We start from the raw sequence: 17670 nt of genomic DNA, 5'->3' as shown, positions 1-17670 counted from the left end.
GCCCAACAAAAGTAAAAGAGAAACGGTATGAAACTTCGCACACAGGTTCTGGGTCTGGGTTTGATCGGTTTGATCGCATCCGCATTGGTGGGTGGCACTGCATTGCTCAACGCCACGCGCTTGTCCACCGCATTCGATGACTCCATCAACACGAGCCTCGCGCTGGCCAAGAGCCAGGAGGCCGACATGATGCACGACGCGATCCGTGGCGACGTGTTGCTGGCCCTGTTGAGTGCCACCAAGAAAGACTCTGCGGGTCTGGCCGAGGCGCAGAAAGACCTGCTCGAGCACTCTGACAACTTCGCCAAGAATATTTCCGAGATGCTGTCGCTCCCCATCTCGCCCGAAGTCAAGGCGCTGGCGCAAAAGACGGCACCGCTGGTGAAGAACTACACCGACTCGGCCATTTCCGTACAAAAACTGGCGATGACAGACGTCACCGCCGCGGAAGCCGCGGTGCCGGAGTTTCAAAAAGCCTTCAAGGCACTGGAAGATGCCATGGCGGCGCAGGGCGATGCCATTGCCAAGGATGTAGAGGCCTACAGCATTGCCGCAACCCGGCTTGCAGAGCGCTCCGTGGTGGTGGTTGGCATCGGATTGGCCCTGGCTGCGGCGGTGCTGATCTTCATATCCCTCTGGCTGGCGCGGCAACTGTCACAGCCCATGGCCCATGCTGTGGCGATTGCTGACCAATTGGCCGAAGGTGACTTGTCGGGCGCGGTGCATCCGGCCGGCAATGACGAAACACTGCAATTGCTCAACGCCATGGCGCGCATGCAATCCAACTTTGGCGGCATCGTGCGCAGCGTCAAGAGCAATGCCGATGCCGTCGCCACGGCCAGCTCAGAAATCGCCCAAGGCAACCACGACCTCTCGGCCCGCACCGAACAACAGGCCAGCGCATTGGAAGAAACCGCCGCCAGCATGGAAGAGCTCAGCTCCACCGTCAGGCAAAACGCCGACAACGCGCGCCAGGCCAACCAATTGGCCATGAGTGCTTCGACAGTTGCCGTTCAGGGGGGTGAAGTCGTCGGTCAGGTCGTCGAGACGATGAAAGGCATCAACGACTCGTCCAAGAAGATCAGCGACATCATCAGCGTGATCGACGGCATTGCCTTCCAGACCAACATCCTGGCGCTGAATGCGGCGGTCGAAGCCGCGCGTGCCGGTGAGCAAGGCCGTGGTTTTGCGGTGGTGGCCAGCGAAGTGCGCAGTCTGGCCGGTCGATCGGCCGACGCGGCCAAGGAAATCAAGACCCTGATCGGTGACAGCGTCACCCGCGTCGAGCAAGGAACGGCGCTGGTAGACCGCGCGGGCACCACGATGACCGAAGTGGTCAGCAGCATCAAACGTGTCACCGACATCATGGGCGAGATCAGCGCGGCCAGCAACGAACAATCCCAGGGGGTAGCCCAGGTCGGTGAAGCTGTCACACAGATGGACCAGGCCACACAGCAAAACGCGGCACTGGTGGAAGAGATGGCAGCCGCCGCTTCGAGCCTCAAGACGCAGGCCAGTGCGCTGGTGCAAGCGGTGGCCGTGTTCAAACTGGGCGCGGGTGACCACCCTGCAGGTCCGCCCACGGCGCAGGTACGTGCACCCCAGAGCACGGCCAACCAAGGAGGTGCGCGGCACACGGACGCACCGCCTGCCCCAGCCCCTGCGGCCAAGCCGCCCTTGGTGCAAACCAAAGCCAAGGCCACCCAATCGGCACCCAAGGCTGGCGCCGCCAAACCTGCGGCATTGCCCCCACCGGGCCCCAAGACCAGTACCAAGACCACCCCCGCAGGCGGGGATGATGATTGGGAAACGTTTTAGGCGACTTCCGGGGCAGGGCCAAATGCTCCTGAATTCATAGCTGCTTGCGCAGTATGGACGGGGGCTTCAGCCCTTTTATATATGCAACTCAGGCCGCCAGGGCCTGGCGCATCGCGTCCACCACGCTTTTGTAATCCGGCTTGCCAAAGATGGCGCTGCCGGCCACAAAGGTGTCGGCGCCAGCATCGGCCACGCGGCGGATGTTGTCGGTCTTGATGCCGCCGTCCACTTCCAGGCGAATGTCCTTGCCCGACGCATCGATGCGTTTGCGCACGTCCTCGATCTTGCGCAGCGCCGAATCGATGAAGCTCTGGCCACCAAAACCGGGGTTCACACTCATGATCAGCACCAGGTCGATGTCGTCAATCACCCAGTCCAGCACGTCCAGCGGTTCGGCCGGATTGAAGGTCAGTCCGGCCTTCACGCCCTTGGACTTGATGGCCTGGATGCTGCGGTGCACATGGCCGGAGGCGTCAGGGTGGAAGCTGATCAGGTCGGCACCCGCATCGGCAAACTGGGCGGCCAGCGCGTCCACAGGCGAGATCATCAGGTGCACGTCAATCGGCACGGCCACACCGGCAGCCGTCTTGGCATGGGGCTTGAGGGCACTGCAGATCATCGGCCCGAACGTCAGGTTGGGCACGTAATGGTTGTCCATCACGTCAAAATGGATCCAGTCGGCCCCGGCCGCGATCACGTTTTTCACCTCCTCGCCCAGGCGGGCAAAGTCGGCGGAGAGGATGGAGGGGGCGATTCGGTACGTCATGGCGAGAGTTTAATCGGGGCAACGCGCACCCAAATTCCACTTGGCGAAACTGCAATTTCCCGCCGGGCCGCCCCAAGGGAAATTAACCCCCTGAGGGGGCAGCGACCCGCGAAGCGGTGGAGCGTGGGGGCTACACTAGGCTCATGCCCCGATACCAATTTCTGGTGGAGGTACAACCCCAGTACCTGCCCGAACAGTCCACCCCCGACGAGGGGTTGTACGTGTTCGCGTACACCATCACCATCACCAATACCGGCGACGTCGCCGCACAGCTGATTTCACGCACCTGGAACGTCAACGACGCCAATGGCCACACCGAAAAGGTCAAGGGCCTGGGCGTCATCGGCCAGCAGCCCCTGCTCAAACCCGGCCAGGCCTTTGAATACACCAGCGGCACCCGGTTGCGCACGCCCACCGGCACCATGCACGGCAGCTTTTTTTGCGTCGCCGAAGACGGTGAAAAGTTTGACTCGGATATCCCGATGTTTGTGCTGGACGCCCTGAGCGGCGACGTGGGCACCGGCGGTTCGCGTACCCTGCACTGATGGCACAGACGCGCCCCCCCCGTCCCGACCTCGCGGCCCTGCTCGAGGACCTGGACCCGAACGCCAACCTGGTGCAGCGCCACCTGTGGCTGATCGCCCTGCTGGACTGGGTGCGCGGAGACGATGCGTCAGCCCAGGCTGCCAGCGCACGCGTGGACATGTTTCTGGACCTGCTGGACGCGCGCCCGGACACGGCCCAGCGCCTGCGTGCATGGTGGCACGCGCTGATTGGCGCGGTGGACGGCAGCACCCTGCTCTCCGACTTCGGTTTCGCATCGCGCAATGCCTTTGTCAGTGAATGGGTCGAGCGCCTGCACCGCAAGCTGTTGCCAGCGTCGCCCGAGACGGCGGATGCGTCCGAACTGTTTGCACTCGTGATGCCCAGCCCGCTGGACGCCCAATGGCTGGCCGCACTGCCCCCTGCCACACTGGAGCGCCTGGCCCGCCTGCTCAGCATGCCGGCAGACAGCCACCACGCGGCCCTGAAACCCGCACTCACCCACTGGCAAGCCACCGTGCTGGACGCCATCACCTACTGCACCAGCCAGGTCAGTGCGGCAGGCTTCTCGCCGGAAATCCGGTTGCGCATGAGCACCCCGGAGTACAAGGCCAGCCCTTTCCACACACTGGCAGCCAGCCTGGACGCCCTGCGCCAGGCTTGGCTGACCGATGGCGATATGGAGCACGCGCTGCAACACTTCAAGACCCAGTTGGAAGCCTGCCGCCATGCCGCGGCCACGGTCTACAGCCACCTCGATGCCCACGGCATTTCGGTGGACCTGGTGTTTCGCCTGCGCCAGCTGCGCGAGCGGGTGCTGCGCATCCGCATCCTGCTGGACTGCCTGCTGGCCGATCCGCAACACGCCCACGCGGCGCGGCTGTTTGCCCAGTTGGCCACCGTAGGCCAGGAGCGCCGCAGCCTGGGCGTGCTGATGGCCGCCAGTTCCTCCCTGCTGGCCGCCAAGGTGGCCGAGCGCAGCTCCGAAACCGGTGAACACTACATCACCCGCACCCGCGCCGAGTACGGGGCGATGCTGCGCAACGCTGCGGGCGGCGGTGCGTTGACCGCCATCACCACGGCGCTGAAATTCGGCATCATGGCGCTGGCCCTGTCGGCGTTCTGGAGCGGCTTCTGGTCGGGCGTGATGTATGCCGCCAGTTTTGTGCTGATCCAGTTGATGCACTACACGCTGGCCACCAAACAGCCCGCCATGACCGCCCCGGCCATGGCCGCCAAACTCAAGGACATGGCCGAGCCCGGTGCGCTGGAAGCCTTTGTGGACGAGGTCTCCAACCTGGTGCGCTCCCAGGTGGCGGCGGTCATCGGCAATGTGGCAGTGGTGTTCCCGGTGGTCATCACGGTGTCGCTGGTCATCCAGCTGATCAGTGGCCACCCGATGATTGATACCGAGCGCGCCCAGTACGTGCTGCACTCGCTCACGCTGCTCGGGCCGTCCCTGCTGTTTGCCGCATTTACCGGCGTGTTGCTGTTTGCCAGCAGCATCATTGCCGGCTGGGTGGAAAACTGGTTTGTGCTGCACCGGCTGGATTCGGCGCTGCGTTACAACCCGCGCATCACCCGCATGCTGGGGCCGGACCGCGCCGACCGTTGGGCCCACTTCATGCGCCGCCATATCTCCGGTTTCGCGTCCAATATTTCGCTGGGCCTGATGCTCGGGCTGGTGCCGCCCATCCTGGCCTTTCTCGGGCCGGCACTGGATGTGCGCCACGTGACCCTGTCCACTGGGCAACTGGCTGCAGCCTGTGCGGCGCTGGGCTGGGAAGTGGTGCGTGACCCTGCCCTGTGGTGGGTGGTGGCCTGCATTCCGCTGATTGGCATGCTCAACCTGGGCGTGAGTTTTTACCTGGCCTTCCGGGTGGCGCTGCGGGCACACAGCGTGTCGGACATCGGGCGCGCCCATATCTACAAAACCATTCTGCGCCGTCTGCGCACCGCGCCTTTGAGCTTCTTCTGGCCCGCCAAAGAGGCGGCGCCTGAGCCCGATGGGCGAGTTTGAGCTGATCCAGCGCTTCTTCACCCGCCCCACGCGCCACGCGGTGCTGGGCGTGGGTGACGACTGTGCGCTGCTGGCCCCTGCGCCCGGCATGCAGATGGCGATATCCAGTGACATGCTGGTATCGGGTCGGCACTTCTTCCCCGACGTTGACCCGCGCACACTGGGCCACAAGGCGCTGGCGGTGAACCTCAGCGACCTGGCCGCCTGCGGTGCGCGCCCTGTGGCGTTCACCCTCGCCCTGGCCCTGCCCGAAGCCAACGCCGCATGGCTGGAGCCGTTTTCGCAAGGCCTGCTGGCGCTGGCCGATGCCCATGGCTGTGAGCTGATTGGTGGCGACACCACGCAGGGCCCACTGAACATTTGCATCACGGTGTTTGGCGAAGTGCCAGCCGGCCAAGCCCTGCTGCGCAGCGGCGCGCGCGCGGGCGACGACCTCTACGTGAGCGGTACGCTGGGCGATGCCCGCCTTGCGCTGGAAGCGCTGCAAGGAAAGATCACCCTTCCACCGGAGGTGCTGGCCCAGACCCGCATCCGTATGGACCAACCCACGCCGCGCGTGGCGCTGGGCCTGGCACTGCGTGGCGTTGCGAGCGCGGCGGCCGACGTGAGCGACGGACTGCTGGGCGACCTGGGCCACATCCTGCAACGCTCGGGCGTGGGCGCCACCATTCAGACCGAAAACGCTACGCATTTGATAGCTGCTTGCGCACATTCCACGGGGGCTACAGGCCTATTTGGCTTAGAAATTTCGGCCAACAAAGCCCTGCAGTGTGTGCTCAGCGGGGGCGACGACTACGAGCTGGTGTTCACGGCCCCGGCACACCGGCGCGCGGCGGTGCAGGCTGCGGCGCAGTCCAGCCATACCCCCGTGACCTGCATTGGGCAGGTTGACGCAGCACCCGGTCTGCGTCTGGTGGATGCAGCAGGCGCCGCCGTGGCCAACGACTTTGCATCGTTTGACCACTTCGCCTGACCACTGGCCCCGGGCTTTATTCCACCAGTAACGATCTGAGCTGCCAGGCCGAGCGGTCCTTGTAGATCGGCGCCTGTAACGTGGGCTGGCTGTCGTAGGGGTAGACGATAAACAGCGGCCCCTTGGTGCGCGGCGGGATGGGTTGGCCGTTCATCCGGGTGGCAAGCACCATATCGAACTGCTGTGTATCACTCAGCGGAATGGTGGTGCTGTAGTCATTCACAGCCACCGCCTTGAGGGTGGTGCCACTGGCCTTGGCAGCAGCCAGCACATCGCGCAACAGCGGACCGGAGAACTTGATGGGCTGCCGGTCCCAGGGTGTGAGTGTGGTGAACGTCTTTTGTGGCATCGCCTCCAGCATGGCCATGTCAAAGTCGGCGGCCTGGGCGGTGTTTTTGGCTGCCACCTTGCCACTGACCGTGAGCACCACCTTGCCGGTGGCAGGTTCCAGCGCCAGCACCGGCCCCGTGCAGAGGGCGCTGGCCGCAAGCACGGCGGCGGCAAACAAGGATCTGGTGCTGGACATGGTCATTCTCCCGGGGTTACACACATGCTGCCATCATGCGACAGCGGCTGGCAAGAGGTTTTCGATGGCGGTGATATCCACCACATCGATCTGCGCGGGCTGCATGTACTGCTGGGCAAAACTTTGCCACACGCCGCTGTGCAGGAAGTAGCGGAACAGTTGTGCATCAATGTGCTGGTCTTTGGCCATAAACGCCATGATGCGCAGCGACTCGGTGAGTGTCTTGGCCGCCTTGTACGGCCGGTCCGCGGCGGTCAGCGCTTCAAAAATATCGGCCAACGCCATGACCCGGTCGGGTAGCGTGAGCTGCGCCGCCTGCAGTTTGCGCGGGTAGCCTTTGCCATCGAGCTTTTCATGGTGGGTGGCGGCAATGTCGGGCACACGGGCCAGGTGTGCGGGCCAGGGCAGGCTCTTGAGCATGATCAAGGTTTGCACGATGTGGTCATTGATCTTGAAGCGGTCTTCCTCGGTCAAGGTGCCGCGGCGGATGGACAGGTTGTACACCTCCCCCATGTGCTGCGCCTGAACCGGGAGTTGCATGTCAAAACCATAGCGATTTTTGGGGTCGCCCTTTTCCACCGGGGGTCGGCGCGTGCCCCAGGGCACCACGTGGTCGGGCCGGTCGGCCAGCAGTTGCTCCTGCACCGGCAAGGGCCGGGCTTCGGGCGACGCGGCCTGCACACGCATCAGCTCCTGGCTGGACAGGCCCAGACGGTTGTCGAAATGCCGCACCCAGGGCGTTTGCGCGAGCGACTGCAGGCGCGCCACATCGGCGTCGGCCATGAACTCGCCGCCCACATTGCAGCGCGCGACAAACGCGAAATCCTCTTGCAACTGGGCCTGGTGCTGGGTCAACGCTGCCTGCAAAGCCACACGGTCACCGCCCTGCGCCACGCCTTGCCAGAAAGTGATTTCGGCGTCGCGCCGCAGCACCTCGAAACGCATGCGTACTTCGTGGATGCGGTTGTAGATGGTTTCGAGCTTGGTCGCCTTGTCAATGATGTGCTCCGGGCTGGTGACCTTGCCACAGTCGTGCAGCCAGGCGCCCAGGTGGAATTCGTAGCGCTCGTCCTCGTTCATCGTGAACGCGGCGTACGGCCCTGTGCTGTCCTGCACCATGCGGTCTACCAGCATGCCAGCCAGTTCGGGCACACGCTCGCAGTGGCCGCCGGTGTAGGGGCTCTTGGCGTCAATCGCATCGGCCATCAGGCGGATCACCGCGTCCAGCAGGGCCTTTTGCGCCTCGATCAGTTGGCGCGTCTCAATCGACACGGCCAGCATGCCCGAGAGTTTGTGCACGAACTCGGTGAATGAGGCATCGGCGTGACCGGTGTCACTGGCGTGTTGCAAGACCAGCAACCCTTCGAGCTTGCCACTGCGACCGCGCAGTTCCACCTGCATTTCCGACAACCCCGGCATGACTTCGCGGCGCGCACCCGAGGTCGTCGCACTGCCGGGCTGCATTTGCGCCTGGTCATGCTCCAGCAGATACCCGGCAACCGCGGCTTGCTGCATGGTCTGCGTGGTGCTGTCCACCAGGTACACCGCGCCGCCCTGGCAACGGGTGGCGGACACCATGCGCTGCAAGACGTTGTGCAACATGCGCTCGACCTGGGGCTCGGTCGCCATGTCCTGGCTGATCTGCAGAAAAGTTTCGATGGTCTCGCCCATCTCGCCCATCACCGCCGACAGGCTGTTGACCTCACGGATGAAGTTGGGCGACTCGTGCACGCGGTGAAAGTCAAACTGGCTCATGCGCTGGGCCAGCGCTGTCAGGCGGTCCAGCCTGCGGCCAATGGCGGCACCGGCAAGCCATCCCAGCGGCATCAGCAACAGGGCCAACACGATGATGACCAAAGCCAGTTGCACCGCCTTGCTCTTCAGGTCGCCCAGCAAATCATCGCTCGGGACCGCCACCAGCAGATGCAAGCCCTCCGACTGCCAGACGTCGAACGGCAGGACTACCCCCAGCCACTCGGTCCCCGCCACGTCATACGGCACCACCTTGCCAGCCCCGGCATGCAGCGCGTGCAGGCCGGTCAGGCCCGGCACACCAAGATCCTGGATCGAACGGAAATCGAACTTGCCTTCGCCCTGCACCAGCACGCGGTTCATGTCCGGGTAGGCCAACACCTGGTCTTTGGCATTGACCAGTGCCAATTGGGCATTGGGCGTGGTGCGCAAATCACTGAGGCTGGTAGCCAGGTCGTCCAGCACCACGTCGATGCCAAAAACGGTACCCCCTTCCAGACTGGCCTGGCTCAGTGTCAGCCCAACCTGCCGGGTCGTGAAAAACACATACGGCTCCGTGAACGCCGCGGTGCTTGACGCTTGTGCAGCCCGATACCAGGGGCGGGTGCGCGGGTCAAACTGGTAGTCGGTTTGCGCGCGGCGCTCCAACAGCCGGCGCTCGGTGTCAAAAAACAAAAACTCGCCCACCGGTTTGCCGCCACGCATCTGGATCGACTGCACCAGAAAATTGGCCTTGGGCGGCGGACGGAAGCGCTCCCGCAGGGCGGCCTGGTCCAGCGGCCGTACCAGGAAAAAAGAGCCATCGGCATATCCCACAAACACCGAAGACATCAGGCTGTTGGCCACCAGCACATCGGACAGGGTGCGTATCTGGTCCAGCCGTTGCTCCAGCGTGGTTGCATGGCTCAACGGCGTGGAGGTCAGCAGGCGCAGGGTGGCCTGGGCAGGCTCCAGCATGCGATGGGATTTTTCGGTGATCAGCAGACCGGCGTCACGCGCCGATTTGGAAGCCGCGTCCAGCAATGACTGTCGCGCGCCAACCCAGCCCAGGGCAATGATGGTGATCGCCAGGATCACCATGGACAGCACCACCACGGAGGCGATGGACAACTTGATGGGCCAACCCGGGGAGGTTGGTGCACCCGGGTTTTCCGGCCCAGGAGCCAGATTCTTCTGCAGTGCCATACGGCGCCTTCCCTGAGTTTCGATAGGCCCCGCTTGCACACACTTCAACGAAATACGGCGGGTGTTGACAAGTTTTACCTCGCAATGCTTTAATTTACCAATTGGTTAATTAAAGATTCGAAGCTCCCGCACAACATGTCCGATGCCCTGAGCAACACTTTCGCCGCCCTGGCAGACCCGACGCGTCGGGCGATCCTGGCACGCCTGTCGTTGGGCGAAGCTTCGGTGCGCGATCTGGCTGCCCCGTTTGCGATGAGCGCACCGGCCGTGACCAAACACCTGAAAGTTTTGCAGCGCGCCGGGCTGATTACCCAAAGCCGCCAGGCCCAATGGCGCCCCTGCAAGCTCGAAGCCCAGCCCCTGCGCGAAGCCGCCGACTGGGTCGCCCAGTACCGCCAGCACTGGGAAGAGAGCCTGGACCGGCTCGAAATCTATTTGGCAACCCTGCAACCCCCATGAACCGAGGAGAAACAATGAGTGCACACCCCCCCTTCACGATTTCGCGCCTGCTCAAAGCCCCACGCGCGCTGGTCTGGGAGGTCTATTCCCAGCCCGAACACCTGCAGCACTGGCTAGGCCCCAAAGGCAGCACGGTGACCCACAGCGAACTCGACTTCCGCGTCGGCGGCAGCTACCACTATGCAATGACCATTGAGGGCGGCATGGAGCTCTGGGGCAAGTGGCTGTTCCGCGAACTGCATGCGCCTGAAAAAATGGTGCTGGTCCAGTGTTTCTCCGACCCGCAAGGCGGCGTGACCCGCAACCCGTGGGCGCCGACCTGGCCACTCTACACCCACTCCACCACAACACTGACCGAGCAGGACGGCGGCACGCTGATGACGCTGGTGTGGGAGCCGTACGAAGCCACCGAAGAAGAAAGCGCGCTGTTTGCCGCCAGCCACGACAGCATGAACCAGGGCTGGAGCGGCAACATCGATGTGCTGGACGACTACCTGGCCCTGTTGCAAACAGTCTGAAGTCCCATGGCACTCACGCTTTACTACCACCCCCTGGCGTCCTATTGCCACAAGGTTCTGATCGCGCTGTACGAGAACGATATCGCGTTTGAAGCACGTATCGTTGACCTCGGTGCTGAGAAGGACCGGACAGAACTTGCAGCGCTCTGGCCGTTCTGCAAGTTCCCGGTGATTCGCGACCATGCACGGCAGCGCAATGTGGCGGAGTCGTCCATCATCATCGAGTACCTAGACCAGTTCTTCCCGGGCCAACATCCGTTGATACCCAAAGGGTTTGAGGAGGCCTTGGAAGTGCGCCTGTGGGATCGCACGTTTGACAACTACGTGCATGAACCCATGCAGGACATCGTCCTCGACCGTATCCTTGGTACGAAGAGAGACATGGGCAGCGCCAGGGCGACCATTCAAACCGCCTACACCCTGATCGACAAGCAGTTGGCGTCATCACCCTGGGCCGCGGGTCAGAATTTCAGCCTGGCCGACTGTGCCGCCGCCCCAGCGCTTTTCTACGCACACACGCTGGAGCCCTTTCCGGAACCGCACACGCACTTACGCGCCTATTTTGAAAAATTGATGGCACGTCCATCGGTGCAGCGTGTGCTGGCGGAGGCCAAACCCTACTTTCCCATGTACCCGTTTTACAGCGCCATTCCGGCGCAGTTTCTCTAACTGACTTGGACACAAGGAGCTTTCATGGCACGCGTCAGTACCTATCTCAATTTCAGTGGCCATACCGAAAAGGCTTTTGCGTTTTATCGCTCGGTCTTTGGTGGCGAATTCCCGGGGGGCGTACGCCGCTTCGGGGACATGCCTGCCACACCCGGCCAGCCCCCCATGCCCGCGGACACGGCGAACATGGTGATTCATGTCGAACTGGCCATCCTGGGCGGCCATGTGCTGATGGGCACCGACGCCCCCGAGTCCATGGGCTTCACGGTGGTTAAAGGCAACAACGTGCACATCAACCTGGAGCCTGACACGCGTGCCGAGGCTGACCGACTGTTCAACGCGCTGTCCGCAGGCGGCAAGGTGGAGATGCCGCTGCAGGACATGTTTTGGGGCGCCTACTTTGGTAGCTTCATTGACCAATTTGGCATCCACTGGATGGTGAACTGCGCCAACGGGCCCCAGTAAGCGGAGCGGCGCCGTGCGGGGCGCTAGACCGGCGCAGCGATGCGTGCCTGTCGGCGCGCCGCCTGGGTTTGACCGCCATAGCCCCAGTCGGTGGCGGGCAGTTCGCGCACGATGACATAACTGGCCGGCTCCAACGCCTGGCCCGCGCCCAGTTGCTGCTGCAACGCCTCAAATGCTGCGGCAATGAAGGCCGACTTCTCGGCCTCGGTGTTGGTACCGGCCGTGATGCTAATTTCCAGAAACGCCGTGGGCCTTTCCACATCGGCCCCACCGATATGCCAGCGCGCCGCGGGCAAGTCTTCAATCATCACCGCAGTGACCTCCGGCCGCTTGCCCAGGATGTCGGCGGTGATGCGGGTCAGTGTGCTGGCCAGGCTGCGGTAGCGCGAAGGGTTTTGCAGTGGCGCAATCTTGAGTTGCAGGGTGGGCATATCAGGCCTCCAGTTGGCGTGTGGCTGGCAACAGCGCCTTGAGCCGGTCCCAAGCGCGGGCCCAGAAAAGATCAATCGCCTCGCGGCGTGCGGCCTGGGCCTGCAGGCGCGCCAGATCATGGATGCGGCTCAGTTCAGCGGCGGTGTAAGTCATGGTGCGGTCTCTCCAAATGGTGTGGACTGGACTTTATTGATTCATCCAATCCCTGGAAACCGCAAAAATTCCACATTGGTTTTGCAAATACTGCAAAACCACACACAATCACGGCATGCAGCTCCAGCTCGATGACGTCGCCTTGTTCACCCGCATTGCCGAGCTCGGCACGCTCTCAGCCGCGGCGCGCGAACGCGATGTGCCGGTGAGCCAGGTCACGCGTTCGCTGGCCCGGCTGGAGGCGGCCTGTGGCGTGCGGCTGCTGCACCGCACGACCCACGGCCTGAGCCTGACCGACGAGGGCGACACCTTTCTGGCCTATGGCCGGCGCCTGCTGGACACCACGGCCGAGCTGGGCAGCGAGCTCACCGGTAAAACCAGTGGCCCGAGCGGCTGGGTGCGCATCAGCGTGAGCCCGGTGATTGCCGAGATGTTCATCGCGCCCAGCCTGGACGGGCTGTCCACCCGCCACCCACAGATCCACGTCGACATCAACGCCGACGACCGCATGGTGGACATGGCGCGCGACGGCATCGACATCGCCATCCGCACCGGGCAACCCACGCAGGACACGTTGGTAGCACGGCAGATCGGTCAGTTCGGTCGGACGCTGGTGGCCTCACCCGGCTACCTGCAACGCCACGGCACACCGCACACATTGGCGGACCTGGACAGCCACCGCCTGATCACCAACAGCGTCAACCCGCAGATCAACCGCTGGCCACTGCGCCAGGGCGGCTTCTACCTGGCGCGCGGCACCACGCGCACCGACAACTCGGCCATCCTCATGGCGCTGGCGCGCGCCGGCTCAGGGATGGGACGGGTCATGGATGCTGTGGCCGCACCGCTGATTCGCAGCGGAGAACTGGTGGCGGTGATGGACGATGTGCTGGACCCGCAGACCGTGCCCATCGTGGCGGTGATGCTGCAGGAGCGCCACCGCCTGCCCAAGATCCGCGCCTGCATCGACTACTGGGCCGAGTGGATAACCGCCCAGACCGCGCCGCCGAGCGGGATGACCCATGGATAATTCCGGCATGTTCGACCCCCATGCCTCCCCTGTTACCGTGTTCCCGGCAGACCCAGGTCTGCCGCCCCCTGTGTCTCGGCCCACGGCTCGCTTTATGTTCTCGCACCCGGCGCATCTGTTGGCGCTGGGTTTTGGCTCCGGTCTGTCGCGCGTGGCGCCCGGCACCTCGGGCACGTTGTGGGCCTGGGTGGCCTTTATCGCCCTGTCACCCTGGATGGGTGATACCGGCTGGGCTTTGTTGATTGGCCTGGGCCTGCCGCTGGGCTGGTGGGCAAGCAGTGTGACCGCGCGTAACATGGGCGTACTGGACCCGGGCAGCATTGTGTGGGACGAGATCGTGGCCTTCTGGCTGGTGCTGTGGTTGGTCACGCCCACGGGCCTGGTCGGGCAGGTGCTGGCGTTTGGCCTGTTCCGTTTTTTTGACGCCGTGAAGCCAGGCCCCGTGGGCTGGGCCGATGCGCTTTTCCACCACGTTAACCCGTCCAGCGACCCGGCGGCGTGGCGCAAGGCAGGCTTTGGCATCATGCTCGACGACCTGGTGGCTGCGGGCTGCACGGTGCTGGTGATTGCTGTGTGGCGCTTCATTTGATGCCTTCTATTTCTCCAAAATTGCTATCAAATCAAGAGCTACTTGCGCAATCCCTGTGCGGGTTAGTGGCCGATTTGATGCTTAAAAGACAGTGGATGCTGGCCACCGCCGAGAGTTGCACCGGCGGCATGATTGCAGCCGCCTGCACCGATCTGGCAGGCTCCAGCCAGTGGTTTGAACGCGGTTTCGTGACTTACTCCAATGCCGCCAAGACCGAGCTGCTGGGCGTGGACGCCGCGCTGATCGCCACGCACGGCGCCGTCAGTGAAGAGGTCGTGCGCGCCATGGCCCAAGGGGCACTCACCCATTCCCACACGCAGGTGGCTGTGGCCGTGACCGGCGTGGCCGGGCCCAGCGGTGGCAGTGCGGCCAAGCCTGTTGGTACCGTCTGGTTTGGCTGGGCCACACCCGGCGGACTGGTCAGCGAAGTGCAGCATTTCCCCGGTGACCGCGCGGCAGTGCGCTCGGCCACTGTCCAGCACGCGCTGCACCGTCTACTCACGCTCTTGCAAGCCGCGAATTCATGAATACGGACTTCGGTACCGGCTTTGCCACCGGGCTGGCGCTGATCGTGGCCATTGGCTCGCAAAACGCCTTTGTGCTGCGCCAAGGCATCCGGCGCGAACACGTACTGCCACTGGTGCTGTTTTGCGCGCTTTCGGATGCGCTGCTGATCTTGGCCGGCATTGGCGGCGCAGGCGTGCTGATCCGTGGCAACGAGACACTGATGCTGGTAACCCGTTATGGCGGCGCGCTGTTTCTGGGCGGCTACGGCCTGCTGGCCGCGCGGCGCGCCTGGGTGGGCGGCCACATGCAGCTCAACAGCAGCACCGGCACACCACTCGGTGCGGCGCTGATGACCTGCTTTGGTTTTACCTTTTTGAACCCGCATGTGTACCTGGACACCGTAGTGCTGCTGGCTTCCATTGCCAACCAGCGGCCCGATCCGGGGCGCTGGGTATTTGGCGCGGGGGCTTGCATCGCCAGCCTGGCCTGGTTTTCTACACTCGGTTTTGGCGCGCGGCTCTTGCGCCCCTGGTTTGAAACCACGCTCGCCTGGCGCGTGCTGGACTGCCTGATTGCCCTCACCATGCTGGCCATGGCGGGCGCATTGTTATTGCGCTAACGCCTATTTGGTGGCAGTGTTGAGGCTGCAGCCCGGCAACTGCAGTTTCTCCGCGTACACATTCGACTTTTGCAAAATGTGCAGTCCCTGGTTGAACGCCTTCATGCGCTGGGCGCTTTGGGGCAGTTTGGCGCTGAGCAGCAAATGGGTCGTGAACTGGGTGGTCAGCAGCTTGGGGTGGGCACGTAGCGGCGCCACTTCAGCCGGTGAGAAATGGGCACTCATCAGAAAACAAGCCATGTTGCGTTCCATGGGCACCACGTCCAGCCGCCCGGCCACCAGGCGGCGCAGGTTGCTCAGGTCATCGGCCGCAAACTCCACCTTCAACGTACCCGCCTTTTGCAAAGCCCAGAACTCGGGGGTGTAGGTGTTGAACTGCACCGCGCCGATGCGCAGTTTTTTCAAGTCGGAAAAGCGTTTCCAGTCAAACACCGGTGTACCCGCCGCACCCTGTCGGTAAATGAACACCCACTGTTCGGTCAGGATGTTGTCGCTGACCAGGAAGCCCACATCCCGCGTTGGGTTGCGGCCCCAATGGGCTGTACCGTCCCATTTGCCTTCGCGGGCCTCTTCCAGTGAGCGCATCCACGGCTTGAAGGTGTAGTTCACCTCATAACCACTGTAGGCAAAGGCACGGCGAACGATGTCCAGCGCGATGCCCTGGTCGGGGCGCTCTTCAGTGGCATAGGGCGGAAGCTCACCCGTGATCAGGCGCAGGGTTTCCGCATGCAAAGCGCCGCCCGCGGCTGCCAAAGCCATAGCGCACACCACCAGGCAAACAACCCGGCATGGCCTGGACAACGCAACATGAATACGCGACACAACGACACCCTCTAGGATGGGGAATGCGCCCATCATAGGCCCGGGAAGCCTGGAATCCAGACAGTTTTAAAGCAAGGACCACGCCACTCCTGCTTCAGTAATTATCCGCACTCACTCTGGCTGCACATTGAAAAGGCTTGCAGTCAGCGAGCAAGTCCAGCAATTGGTTTTTTGTGTCCTTGAAGATACCCCACTTGAATGGTGCAGTTTGAGGGTGCTCACTAGCGCACAGTGGCATGCCATGCTAAAGTCTTTCCGTGCAGCTACTCGGGTAGAAACTAGGGCGCAGCACGTTTGCATAGCCTCGTTGGACGGATGCAAATTTCCAATCACTCAGGAAGGGTTTTCAAATGAAAAAGTATGTCATCGCTACTGCTGTAGCCGCCGCCGCTTTCGCTCCCGCAGCGTTTGCACAGGCCAAGAATTTTGAAGGTTTTAGCGTTCTTGGCGCTGTTAACGTCAACTCCAACAAGGTTGATTCCGCCGGCTCTTCGGAATCCAAGACGACAAGCACTGTCGGCATTCAAGCCGGATATGACTTTGCTTTGGGTGAGTCCTTTGTCTTGGGTCTGGGTGCCTCTTTAAACTTGGGCGATTCCGAGATCACCAGCAGCGGTGCCAAGCTCAAGAACGCTACCGGCGTTTACATAGCCCCTGGTATTGCCGTTAGCAAAGACACGTTGGTGTACGCCAAACTGGCCTCCATCTCTGGAAAAATTGACGTAACTAGCGCATCGTATGACATATCGGGTTTGGGGTATGGCATCGGGGTTCGCTCTTTCATTAATAAAAATGTTTTCCTCCAAGGAGAATACGTATACAACAAGTACGATGAAAAGACTCTGAACACCACTTTAGTGAAGAACGAAACAGGCGTTCTGTCTTTCGGCGTTGGCTACAAGTTCTAATCTTTTGTAGTTCACTGAGCGAACAAAGAGGCCCACAGTGATGTGGGCCTTTTTTCTTAGTGCGAACGGCCTACGCACCTAAGCCCCATGGCACTTCTTGAACTTCTTCCCACTCCCACAATGGCATAGGTCATTGCGTCCCGGCAACGCTTCCTTACGCACGGTCTCCACGCGCGGGCCGATGTTGCGCCAGAGTTCGCGCAGGTCGTAGACGGCCCACACGGCATCCGCAAAATCGTTGAAGCGTTTTTCGCTGACGCTGGCCGGTCCCTCATCATCAAACACCGCCAGCGTAGGCGGCTCGGTGTCATCTTCGGTCAGAGCCACGATGGCTTCCAGCGCACCGTCCAGCCACTTCTGGGCCTCCTTGTCGCGCGGGGCAGTCCATTCTTCGGGCCAGCTCTCCACCGCATACATGAAACCCACAGCCCAGACCTGGGCGAACGACGGCAGGACTTCCTCGGCCATGGCTGCACGCTCTTCTTCGGGCAGTGCGGCCACAGCACCGCGTACATCCATGACCTCGGGATGGTAGGCACCGTCTTCATCCAGACTTTTCACGTCATTGGACAAGCCCTGGGCCACATCGGCCCAACGGCGTTCCCACAACACCATAAAGCGGGCCTGCTGCGCAGCATCGGCAAACGCCCCCAGATCGCCAGCGTTCTCGCTGTCGCCCGTGTCCAGCAATACTGGCAAGTACTCGCTCACAGGAATCATGCGTCTGCTCACAACCAGTGCGGCCATGAAACCTTCGCAAAACTCCCATTGCGGGGTTTCGTCAAAGCGGGAACGCAGGTCGTCCAGGATGGCGTCGATCTCGTCAAACTCGTCGGGTGTGAGGGGGGTAGGAATATTTGAAGACATGGGCTGGGCAAATGGGTTGGTGGCTGGTATTGTCTCTCCGAAGGAATCC

20 protein-coding genes are annotated in these 17670 nt (G+C 62.5%); 13 read left to right on the top strand and 7 right to left on the bottom strand.

The features are described 5' to 3' along the window. The first annotated feature begins 27 nt into the window (after positions 1–27). On the top strand, positions 28–1818 hold the full coding sequence (locus tag RS694_RS20195) for a methyl-accepting chemotaxis protein (protein ID WP_081708703.1): 1791 nt from the start codon (positions 28–30) through the stop codon (positions 1816–1818). An 88-nt stretch (positions 1819–1906) separates the two neighbouring features. Here RS694_RS20195 and rpe read toward each other — a convergent pair whose 3' ends face one another. Continuing rightward, complete coding sequence (gene rpe / locus RS694_RS02330; RefSeq protein WP_029709251.1) at positions 1907–2584, bottom strand: ribulose-phosphate 3-epimerase; 678 nt, start codon at positions 2582–2584, stop codon at positions 1907–1909. Between the two features lie 143 nt (positions 2585–2727). Between rpe and apaG the strand changes: the two genes are divergently transcribed. The 3 genes from apaG to thiL are packed head-to-tail and all read left to right on the top strand — an operon-like array spanning position 2728 to position 6120. Then, entirely contained in the window at positions 2728–3129 is a 402-nt protein-coding gene (apaG, locus tag RS694_RS02325) for a Co2+/Mg2+ efflux protein ApaG (protein ID WP_029709253.1), read from the top strand. Next, positions 3129–5147 carry a site-specific recombinase gene (locus RS694_RS02320; protein WP_029709254.1) on the top strand — a complete coding sequence of 673 codons (2019 nt, stop codon included), beginning with the start codon at positions 3129–3131 and terminating at the stop codon, positions 5145–5147. The genes apaG and RS694_RS02320 overlap by 1 nt, the downstream gene beginning before the upstream one ends. Beyond that, positions 5134–6120: a thiamine-phosphate kinase gene (thiL, locus tag RS694_RS02315; RefSeq protein WP_029709255.1), complete on the top strand. Its 987-nt coding sequence runs from the start codon at positions 5134–5136 to the stop codon at positions 6118–6120. The genes RS694_RS02320 and thiL overlap by 14 nt, the downstream gene beginning before the upstream one ends. 16 nt (positions 6121–6136) lie before the next feature. Here the strand turns inward: thiL and RS694_RS02310 are convergent, their stop codons facing one another. After that, entirely contained in the window at positions 6137–6646 is a 510-nt protein-coding gene (locus tag RS694_RS02310; protein ID WP_081708708.1) for a putative pterin-binding protein, read from the bottom strand. A 33-nt stretch (positions 6647–6679) separates the two neighbouring features. After that, positions 6680–9583 carry an HD domain-containing phosphohydrolase gene (locus RS694_RS02305; RefSeq protein ID WP_076069279.1) on the bottom strand — a complete coding sequence of 968 codons (2904 nt, stop codon included), beginning with the start codon at positions 9581–9583 and terminating at the stop codon, positions 6680–6682. A gap of 135 nt (positions 9584–9718) precedes the next feature. Between RS694_RS02305 and RS694_RS02300 the strand changes: the two genes are divergently transcribed. Genes RS694_RS02300 through RS694_RS02285 form a run of 4 tightly spaced genes read left to right on the top strand, consistent with a single transcriptional unit; the run spans position 9719 to position 11694 of the window. Then, positions 9719–10042: an ArsR/SmtB family transcription factor gene (locus tag RS694_RS02300; RefSeq protein WP_029709259.1), complete on the top strand. Its 324-nt coding sequence runs from the start codon at positions 9719–9721 to the stop codon at positions 10040–10042. Between the two features lie 14 nt (positions 10043–10056). Beyond that, on the top strand, positions 10057–10560 hold the full coding sequence (locus RS694_RS02295; protein WP_241464172.1) for an SRPBCC family protein: 504 nt from the start codon (positions 10057–10059) through the stop codon (positions 10558–10560). 6 nt (positions 10561–10566) lie between these two features. Next, a complete protein-coding gene (locus RS694_RS02290) occupies positions 10567–11229 on the top strand; it encodes a glutathione S-transferase family protein (RefSeq protein WP_029709261.1) in 663 nt (220 codons plus the stop codon). A 24-nt stretch (positions 11230–11253) separates the two neighbouring features. Next, positions 11254–11694 (top strand): VOC family protein, encoded by a 441-nt coding sequence (locus tag RS694_RS02285; protein WP_029709262.1) that lies wholly within the window; start codon positions 11254–11256, stop codon positions 11692–11694. A gap of 23 nt (positions 11695–11717) precedes the next feature. Here the strand turns inward: RS694_RS02285 and RS694_RS02280 are convergent, their stop codons facing one another. Both RS694_RS02280 and RS694_RS20370 read right to left on the bottom strand, forming a co-directional pair. Continuing rightward, complete coding sequence (locus RS694_RS02280; RefSeq protein ID WP_029709263.1) at positions 11718–12125, bottom strand: tautomerase family protein; 408 nt, start codon at positions 12123–12125, stop codon at positions 11718–11720. Between the two features lies 1 nt (position 12126). Further along, a complete protein-coding gene (locus tag RS694_RS20370; RefSeq protein WP_156876165.1) occupies positions 12127–12279 on the bottom strand; it encodes a hypothetical protein in 153 nt (50 codons plus the stop codon). Positions 12280–12394: 115 nt separating this feature from the next. On the opposite strand from RS694_RS20370, the gene RS694_RS02275 reads away from it, so the two are divergent. The 4 genes from RS694_RS02275 to RS694_RS02260 all read left to right on the top strand — a co-directional run bounded on the left by RS694_RS02275 (position 12395) and on the right by RS694_RS02260 (position 15024). After that, entirely contained in the window at positions 12395–13309 is a 915-nt protein-coding gene (locus RS694_RS02275; RefSeq protein ID WP_029709264.1) for a LysR family transcriptional regulator, read from the top strand. Positions 13310–13316: 7 nt separating this feature from the next. After that, positions 13317–13898, top strand: a complete 582-nt coding sequence (locus RS694_RS02270) for a phosphatidylglycerophosphatase A family protein (protein WP_174407700.1) — start codon at positions 13317–13319, stop codon at positions 13896–13898. Positions 13899–13975: 77 nt separating this feature from the next. Then, positions 13976–14425 (top strand): CinA family protein, encoded by a 450-nt coding sequence (locus RS694_RS02265; RefSeq protein ID WP_051392082.1) that lies wholly within the window; start codon positions 13976–13978, stop codon positions 14423–14425. After that, positions 14422–15024, top strand: a complete 603-nt coding sequence (locus tag RS694_RS02260; RefSeq protein ID WP_029709267.1) for a LysE/ArgO family amino acid transporter — start codon at positions 14422–14424, stop codon at positions 15022–15024. Before RS694_RS02265 ends, RS694_RS02260 begins: the two co-directional genes overlap by 4 nt. A 3-nt stretch (positions 15025–15027) precedes the next feature. On the opposite strand, the gene RS694_RS02255 is transcribed toward RS694_RS02260, so the two are convergent. Beyond that, positions 15028–15783 carry a substrate-binding periplasmic protein gene (locus RS694_RS02255; RefSeq protein WP_076069275.1) on the bottom strand — a complete coding sequence of 252 codons (756 nt, stop codon included), beginning with the start codon at positions 15781–15783 and terminating at the stop codon, positions 15028–15030. 413 nt (positions 15784–16196) lie between these two features. Here RS694_RS02255 and RS694_RS02250 point away from each other — a divergent pair, with 413 nt between their 5' ends. After that, positions 16197–16754 (top strand): outer membrane protein, encoded by a 558-nt coding sequence (locus tag RS694_RS02250; protein WP_029709269.1) that lies wholly within the window; start codon positions 16197–16199, stop codon positions 16752–16754. Positions 16755–16832: 78 nt separating this feature from the next. Here the strand turns inward: RS694_RS02250 and RS694_RS02245 are convergent, their stop codons facing one another. Beyond that, positions 16833–17621, bottom strand: coding sequence for a YecA/YgfB family protein (locus RS694_RS02245; RefSeq protein ID WP_029709272.1), 789 nt, complete (start codon positions 17619–17621; stop codon positions 16833–16835). Positions 17622–17670: the final 49 nt, after the last annotated feature.

The organism is Rhodoferax saidenbachensis (assembly GCF_001955715.1).
GTDB lineage: Bacteria > Pseudomonadota > Gammaproteobacteria > Burkholderiales > Burkholderiaceae_C > Allorhodoferax > Allorhodoferax saidenbachensis.
Note: the sequence above shows the minus strand (reverse complement) of the source record. Positions and strands in the feature narration are given on the sequence as shown.